Annotated in this window: 5 protein-coding genes and 1 pseudogene; 2 read left to right on the plus strand and 4 right to left on the minus strand. The window is 42.3% G+C overall.

The features are described 5' to 3' along the window. Position 1: 1 nt before the first annotated feature. Positions 2 to 370 carry a PilZ domain-containing protein gene (locus AB6D80_RS16735; protein ID WP_029225872.1) on the minus strand — a complete coding sequence of 123 codons (369 nt, stop codon included), beginning with the start codon at positions 368 to 370 and terminating at the stop codon, positions 2 to 4. A gap of 89 nt (positions 371 to 459) precedes the next feature. After that, positions 460 to 2127 (minus strand): energy-dependent translational throttle protein EttA, encoded by a 1668-nt coding sequence (gene ettA / locus AB6D80_RS16740; RefSeq protein WP_009848459.1) that lies wholly within the window; start codon positions 2125 to 2127, stop codon positions 460 to 462. A 263-nt stretch (positions 2128 to 2390) separates the two neighbouring features. On the opposite strand from ettA, the gene AB6D80_RS16745 reads away from it, so the two are divergent. Continuing rightward, positions 2391 to 4340: a transglycosylase SLT domain-containing protein gene (locus AB6D80_RS16745; RefSeq protein WP_371703618.1), complete on the plus strand. Its 1950-nt coding sequence runs from the start codon at positions 2391 to 2393 to the stop codon at positions 4338 to 4340. A 172-nt stretch (positions 4341 to 4512) separates the two neighbouring features. Then, complete coding sequence (gene trpR, locus AB6D80_RS16750; protein ID WP_009848461.1) at positions 4513 to 4809, plus strand: trp operon repressor; 297 nt, start codon at positions 4513 to 4515, stop codon at positions 4807 to 4809. A 117-nt stretch (positions 4810 to 4926) separates the two neighbouring features. On the opposite strand, the gene yjjX is transcribed toward trpR, so the two are convergent. Both yjjX and AB6D80_RS16760 read right to left on the minus strand, forming a co-directional pair. Then, complete coding sequence (gene yjjX, locus AB6D80_RS16755; protein ID WP_017098361.1) at positions 4927 to 5448, minus strand: inosine/xanthosine triphosphatase; 522 nt, start codon at positions 5446 to 5448, stop codon at positions 4927 to 4929. Next, positions 5411 to 7788: pseudogene (locus tag AB6D80_RS16760) on the minus strand (EAL domain-containing protein). Before AB6D80_RS16760 ends, yjjX begins: the two are co-directional and overlap by 38 nt. Positions 7789 to 8153: the final 365 nt, after the last annotated feature.

Below are 8153 nucleotides of genomic sequence, written 5' to 3' on the forward strand. Positions count from 1 at the left end.
ATTATTCCTTACCCAAATCGGTAAGGTGTTCAATCTCTCTATAAAGCAGTTCATCGTCGCCGACATTAAGCTCAACAAGGCGCTTAAGGTGGCTAATACTATCAATATCTAAATGCTCTATGCGTAAACGCATTGAGGTATTGATGGTAGAGACTATCGTTGCTTCTAACTGAATATTGATATCACTGTTGGTGAGCTTAAAGCTGACTTGAACAGGAGCATCGTGGCTGAGTTGCTGCCATTTATCACACTGAATGAGTAAACCATGAAGAGATAAGTCTTGCACCGAGCCTGATACTTTTACTTGTCCTTGTGAGATCTCAGTCGGGACTTGATAAATAACTCGTGAAAATTGACGTCTTTCAAGCATAGGTAATTTCTCTATATCAATAGGTAAATAGTAAGCCAGATATATCAAAGGCCGCTATTATCGCGGCCTTTGTTCAAAATACAACTAATTTACTTAGCAATACGCTTGTACTTGATACGGTGCGGTTCAGCCGCTTGTGCGCCCAGAGTCTTTTTCAGCCACTCTGTGTATTCAGTATAGTTACCTTCGTAGAAGTTAACTTGACCTTCATCACGGTAGTCTAAGATATGGGTCGCAATACGGTCAAGGAACCAACGGTCATGCGAGATAACCATTGCACAGCCAGGGAACTCAAGCAGCGCTTCTTCAAGTGCACGTAGAGTTTCGACATCAAGGTCATTGGTTGGTTCATCGAGTAGCAGTACGTTGCCGCCTGCTTTCAGCAGTTTCGCAAGGTGAACACGGTTACGTTCACCACCAGAAAGCTGACCGATGATTTTCTGTTGGTCGTTGCCTTTGAAGTTGAAACGAGAACAGTAAGCACGTGCAGGGATTTCGAAGTTGTTGATCTTAATGATATCAGCGCCTTCAGAGATCTCTTGGAATACTGTTTTGGTGTCGTCCATGCTGTCACGGAACTGATCAACAGAAGCAAGCTTAACCGTTTCGCCAAGTTCAACTGTGCCTGAATCTGGCTGTTCTGCGCCACTTAGCATCTTGAATAGTGTTGATTTACCCGCACCATTGGCACCAACGATACCAACGATAGCGCCTTTAGGCATGCTGAATGATAGGTCATCGATAAGAACGCGATCACCAAATGACTTCGTTAGGTTCTTAACTTCAAGTACCTTGTCACCTAAACGCTCACCTGGTGGGATGAACAATTCGTTGGTTTCGTTACGCTTCTGGTATTGGCCAGTCGTCATTTCTTCAAAACGAGCCATACGAGCTTTAGACTTAGCTTGACGACCTTTAGGGTTTTGACGAACCCATTCAAGTTCTTTCTCAATCGTTTTTTGACGTGCGCTTTCGCCTGCTTTTTCTTGCTTCAAACGCTCATCTTTCTGTTCTAGCCAAGATGTGTAGTTACCTTCCCATGGGATACCTTCACCACGGTCAAGTTCTAGAATCCAACCTGCAGCGTTGTCTAGGAAGTAACGGTCGTGGGTAATCGCCACAACAGTACCGCTGTAATCAACAAGGAAATGCTCAAGCCAAGCAACTGATTCTGCATCCAAGTGGTTGGTTGGTTCATCAAGAAGCAGCATGTCTGGCTTCTCAAGAAGTAGACGACAGATAGCAACACGACGACGTTCACCACCTGATAGGAATTCGATTTTCGCATCCCACTCAGGAAGACGAAGTGCATCTGCAGCTCGCTCTAGAGCTGTCTCTAGGTTATGACCATCTTTTGCTTGGATCAGTGCTTCAAGCTCACCTTGCTCTTTCGCTAATGCATCGAAATCTGCATCAGGTTCTGCGTAAGCGGCATATACTGCGTCGATGCGCTTAAGTGCGTCAGCAACATCTGAAACCGCTTCTTCTACGATTTCACGAACGGTTTTTGATTCGTCTAGTACAGGTTCTTGAGGTAGGTAACCTACTTTTAGACCTTGTTGTGCACGTGCTTCACCATCAATATCAGTATCAATACCAGCCATGATACGTAGTAGGGTAGATTTACCTGAACCATTTAGACCCAAAACACCGATTTTAGCGCCAGGAAAAAAGCTAAGAGAAATGTCTTTAAGAATTTGACGCTTAGGTGGAACAGTTTTGCTCACCCGAGACATGGTATATACGTATTCAGCCATTGCCGATCGATCCTAATTATTGTTCAAAATTGTTTGCTATTTTATACCAATATTCTCAAAGATGTTACTCCTAGGACAGAAAAGCCATTCTTGAACTAATCCTCACCTATTATTGTCACATTGGTCATTAAAACTATATTTAATAAGCTTTCGAGGCGATGTGTTAAATATTAACAATATTTACACTCAAACTCTTTACATTTGATGTGATGTCGGGCGTAAATAGACTTCACGTATTCATACACGCACTAAGGAAAGAGCGAATGTTTTTCCGCATTGGTAATACGAAAATTGCTGTCGCTGCATCGGCAATTTTGTTTTCATTTTCACAGGCTCCAATGGCTATGGCCAGCAATGCTTCCGAGCTTGAAATGCAGCGTGATGTTTATGACAGAGCGCAAGAGGTTTTAGACAACCGTGATCTAAAAGCTTATTCAGCACTTCGTAACAAAATTCAAACATACCCGTTAACACCTTACACTGACTATCGCGCCTTTTTACTGGGCTTAGGTGATCGAACGCCAAGCGAGGTGGATGCTTTTATTGAAGAGAACAAAGCACTGCCGTTTTCCAATCGTATACGAGCGCCTTATTTAGATTTATTGGCGGCTCAAAAACAGTGGAAGACGATCCTTGAGTTTCAAACCCAAGAGCCTGTTGGTGAAAAATATCAATGTATCTATTACCGCGCTAATTATGAACAAGGTAATCAAGATCTCGCCTTTAAAGGTGCGAAACAACTTTGGTTAAGTGGCAGTGGTGTTGATGATAACTGTGATTCACTTTTCGAAAGCTGGGATGAAGCGGGCTTAAGAACGGATCAGCTGATTCTGGACAGAATGCTTTTAGCGTTCGAGAGTCGAAACGGTAAGTTAATGAGCTACTTGGTTAAGCAATTAGATCATGATGAGTCAATTACTCAAGCGAAGCAGATGAAGGCGTTGTACAACAAGCCTGAAGATGTACTCGCGTTTGCTAAGAAGCACCCAGCGAATGAATTCTACCAAGCACAAACCGAATTTGGTTTCGAGAAGCTAGTAAGGAAATCCGCAAGCAGCGCTCAAGAGGTTTTTGATGATGTTGTGAAAGCTCAAAAATTTTCGAAAGAAAAATCCCAAGAGCTCGCGGATTACCTAGCGTTCCGCTTGATCAATACCGACTCTGAAGAGTTGATGGCGTGGCGAGACAAAATGCTCGCGAGTTCATCAAAGCAAGTTTTGCTGGAAAGACGTGCTCGCTTAGCTATTCAACATGCCGATTGGACGGGTTTGAAAGAGTGGATTGCGCGCTTAGATGGTAAACATCAAGCTTCGCTTCGCTGGCAGTATTGGCAGGGTAGAGCTGAGATTGCGCTAGGCGATACTGCTGAAGGTAATAAGCGATTGTCAGACATTTTGGGTCAGCGTAATTTCTATAGTGTGGCTGCCGCTAAGCAATTAAATAAGCTTGTTAGCTATCCAACGTCGACCCTTAAATACAGTGCAGAAATGGTGAAACCATTCGACACTTCTTTGGTTCGCATAGGTGAGCTGATTGAGCGAGATAAAATAGCGGCTGCAAAGAGTGAGTGGCGCTGGTTATTAAGTCATGCAGATAAAGAGCAAAAAGCGATGCTTGCTGCTCATGCTGCGACACAGCGATGGAATCACTTTACGGTAACGGCGAGTATTTCTGCGAAGATGTGGGATAACATTGCGTTACGTTTCCCTGTCGCTCATAAGTGGTGGTTTAATTTCTATGCCGAGAAGCACGATCTCGATCCAATTACTTTGATGTCTTTAGCAAGACAAGAGAGTGCGATGGATTCAGAGGCTCGCTCTCCAGTTGGCGCGCGTGGCATCATGCAAATTATGCCAAAGACGGCGCAATACACGGCTAACAAACATAAGATTAAGTACCAGGGCAGCGATGATCTTTATGATGTAGGTAAGAATATTGAGATAGGCAGTCATTATTTAGATGGCCTACTCGCTCAATATGATGATAACCGCATCTTCGCATTTGCCGCGTATAATGCTGGCCCTAGTCGTGTGAAACAGTGGCGATCACGCAGCGATGAAAAGCTCGATGCATTTGCTTTTATCGAGATGATCCCATTTAAAGAGACTCGTGGTTACGTTCAGAATATCTTGATGTTTGAGACTTACTATCGAGATATCCTGGGTGAGAAAGGGGCGTTTTTAGCACCTCACGAGGCAAAAACAAAATACTAAGCTTTCTGCATTTTTCTCCAAGCTGAGTAATATTAAAGGCAGTGAGTGCGAACCATTTCCACTTACTGCCTTTTTACATTGGATCACATCAAGTGTTTCGGTATAAAGTGTTCGACGCTTTCAATCGTTAAGCGACTCTTTAAAGTCAGAATTTAAAAGTAAGTGTAGAGATATGGCATCACAACCTGAATATGAGAATTGGCAACAACTGATGGACTTGGTAAAGACGGCTGTCGAAAAAGATCAACATGAACTATTGTTGACCATGATGATGACACCAGACGAGCGAGATGCTTTGGTTGCTCGAATTAATATCTTTTGTGAGCTGATGAAAGGTGAGATGTCGCAACGACAGGTTAGCCAAATGCTGGGAGTAGGTGTCGCGACGATAACCAGAGGCTCGAATGAGCTAAAGGCCAAATCTGAACAAGAGAAAGCCGTGATCGCCGACCTTTTGCTCAAACAATAACAGAGTTAAGCAACCACTGAGTAGTGTGGCTATGAATTCGATAAAAACGCTAACTGAATGTTAGCGTTTTTTATTTCTGGTGATTGTTCTCTGAGACTTTCGAAGTTTAGCGAAGATCTAGATAGGAAAGTGCTCTGGATTCACAAATGGGATCAGCGCTAAAATTAAAGCCTGATGATAGACAGAGCTGCGTGTTAGTTGGTTATGTGTTAGTAGGCCAATCGCCCCGCCTTTTTGTTTGATATTATCTGTGCCAAACACATCATCCATAACATCCCCTAGCTCATTCGCATGCTGGAGCTTATCAAGCACAACAGGTGGCAGCATCAAGCTTGCAGATCGAGATTCTCCGCGCTGACCGTTTGCTTCAACGACCATCCAAGCAAATGTAACCTTTCCTTCGATTCCAGACTCTAATCCAACATGAAAATCCGAATCAGGTTGAGCTTGAGTTGCGTTGTGCACGCGGTTTACTGCTCCTTGATAGGTTTCTTCATTACTCATGGGTTGATCGGCAACGCCACTAGGGACGCTGATGCCTTTGAAGTCAAATTCAGTATCAGGAAAAGCAGATAAGAATGCACTTTTAACGGCGCTAATTTTAGCTGGATTCAGCGATGCGATGATTACAGATTTCATGTGGTTGATTCTTTTTATTATCGATAAAATTGAGTTGATGCTGTCGGTACCATTCCGTCAGCTCTTCTAATGGCATAGGCTTACCAAAATAATAGCCTTGCAGCATATCGCACTGCGCATCTTGTAACCACTGATGCATGCATTGAGTTTCAATTCCTTCGGCTGTGACCTTTTTCCCTTGAGCATGGCATAGCCCGATAATCGGTTTCACTATGTTCTGGTTATCTGTCTCAATCAAGGTGTCCAAAAAGGTTTTATCCAATTTAATCTTCTGAGTTGGATACTGAACCAGTTGAGTGATCGAGGTGTAACCAGAACCAAAGTCGTCGATTGCTAATCTATAGCCCATGTATGATAACTGGTTAAGTAATGGGAACCCCTGAGAGTTTGAGTAAAAGGTTTCTGTGATTTCAAAATCGATCAAATTGGGCGGAATCTGATTGATTTTCGCATGCTCTTTGATGAAATCAGCAAGGTGAGTGGTTTTAATCCCGGCTGAAGATAAGTTAATCGATAGCTGAATAGAGTGATCGAATTGAGCTTGAAGTTGATGGAATGAAGCAAATGCATTCTGGATAACCCAGCGATCAATTATTTCAAATAATCCGGTTTGTTCGGCGATAGGAATGAATTCATCGGGTGGCACTAAACCAAGGTGTTTCGAGTGCCAACGTAATAGCACTTCTACACCAATAATATAACTTCCTGTTGAGTCCATATAAGGCATGTAAACGAGCTTAAACTCTTCATCAAAATTATTTTCTCTGAGGGCGCTCTCAATACTGGCTTGACGCTGAATGGTTTTATCTAAGTCTAACGAGTAATCTGCAAATTGGTTTTTACCTGCACGTTTGGCTTGATACATCGCGGTATCAGCATTCGAAAGAAGCTTCTCGATTGTATCGCCATCATTAGGGTGGGTCGCAATACCAATACTGACCGTAATCGGGAAATTACCTGACTCGGTGACAAACCCCTTTTGTAGTGGGGTGAGTAAATCATTCGAAAATCGATGTGCGATATTTTCTTGGTGATTTGGAGCATTAATGTATACAACGAACTCGTCCCCAGAAAGTCGGGCTGGCAGACAGTGGGCATTTAATTCTGTTTTGTAGTGGTTACAAATATTGGAGATACGCTGAGCAAAACTGACGAGAATCGAGTCGCCGATCTGATGCCCGTATTTGTCGTTCACAAATTTGAAGTTATCTAAATCAAAGTAGAGAACCCAGGTTTCGGTGTTCGAACTAGGTTTTGACAACGACTGCTGCACGAAGGTTTGAAACTGGTGCCTATTGGCTATTTGGGTCAACTGATCATTTTCTGCCAACAACTTAGTCTGTTGGTACGTGTCATCCAACTCTTGGTACATATCATAAAAGCGTTGGGATAAGCGCCCCAACTCATCATTTGTTCCTAGGCGCTCAATGTTTTTTCTCTGTTTTTTCTCAACCTCTTGAAGCTGCCTATCTAAACGGGTGATCGGGTTTATCACCCAGCGAGATAGCAGGATCAGCAGTAAGGTAACACTGACAAATGCAGATAGGGCAAAGGATAGGCTCAGTTCATTCCAGATAGATTTGAGTTTGTTGTCTAATAAGAATGGTGCAGGATCGAGCGTGGCGTAGAGGCCAGGTGCTAGCTTTATAGATTGTGTTAACTCACGCCCCTGTGTCACTAACGTAGGGGTAAAAAACAAACTAGTTTGATAGTCGAACTCTATCTGTTTTCGTAGTGAATTAAACTTATCAAGAGAGACAGATACAACCACAAAAAACACATTGTTGGGTGGATCGTTTATTGGTGTCGAAACTGTTTTTTATCAATAACATCATAATGAACTAATACCCCTTCACCTTGGGAATTCTGTATGTAGTCCGTACTCGAAGTTGCTAACGTTTTTTGATATTGATGCTCAATGAACTCTAATATCTTGGGATCCATTTTTGCGAAAGGATCATTGGTATTGTCAGCGTAATATTTAAGATCTCGATCGCTATCAAGCAACGCGACCCTTGTAAAACTGTCGTTACCATCTTGCAGTAACTTAATCGTTTCGTTTAGGTTATCAGTCAGTTCACGTTGGTGGTCGACATTTTCATCAACCATAAAATAACGCTTAACCAGGTCACTATTGGTGAGGGTGTAGGAGTAATTGTTGAGGAAAGAACGAGACTGTTGAAAATAGCCTGCTAATTTTTCCATGCTTAATTGCAGTGCATTGTCTTCACGTTTGATAAAGCTGTTTTTTTGCGTGGAATAGATGATATAGCTAGAAGCCGCTGTACTGATCAGTATTACGGGGGCAATCACAAGTAATATTTTAGTACTTAGCTTCATGGTTATTCACAACATGGTTTATAAATTTTAGCGCGCAAGTTTATGTTATTTCGAGAGTTCTTGCCATCGATTATATTGTGTTTGAAGAGTTTTGTTTGGGTTTTAAGTTTTTGTATTTACTGATTAAATTATCAGTAATGAGTGCTTAAGTAAGTACGGTGGGGGTGATTGAAGTGGATAGGAGTGAGAATCAGTAACACAACCAATTCATTTTTAAGTATACAGACTTTGCGTATTCCTTAGTTCGAGTTTTATTCCATTAGTTACTTTCTTTTAGCATTTGGCCTGCAGTAGGCCAAATGCTTGTATTAGCGGTGTTTTTCAAGGTAGTTGTCATCATTTGCTTGCTTATTAAGCAGCTTCTC

This window comes from Vibrio sp. 10N.247.310.17 (genome assembly GCF_041466605.1).
Classification (GTDB): Bacteria; Pseudomonadota; Gammaproteobacteria; order Enterobacterales; family Vibrionaceae; genus Vibrio; species Vibrio tasmaniensis_A.

Bases quoted from the DNA above. Each gene is read 5' to 3' on its own strand.
- AB6D80_RS16735 (WP_029225872.1), bottom strand. From the start codon at position 370: ATGCTTGAAAGACGTCAATTTTCACGAGTTATTTATCAAGTCCCGACT.
- ettA (WP_009848459.1), bottom strand. From the start codon at position 2,127: ATGGCTGAATACGTATATACCATGTCTCGGGTGAGCAAAACTGTTCCA.
- AB6D80_RS16745 (WP_371703618.1), top strand. From the start codon at position 2,391: ATGTTTTTCCGCATTGGTAATACGAAAATTGCTGTCGCTGCATCGGCA.
- trpR (WP_009848461.1), top strand. From the start codon at position 4,513: ATGGCATCACAACCTGAATATGAGAATTGGCAACAACTGATGGACTTG.
- yjjX (WP_017098361.1), bottom strand. From the start codon at position 5,448: ATGAAATCTGTAATCATCGCATCGCTGAATCCAGCTAAAATTAGCGCC.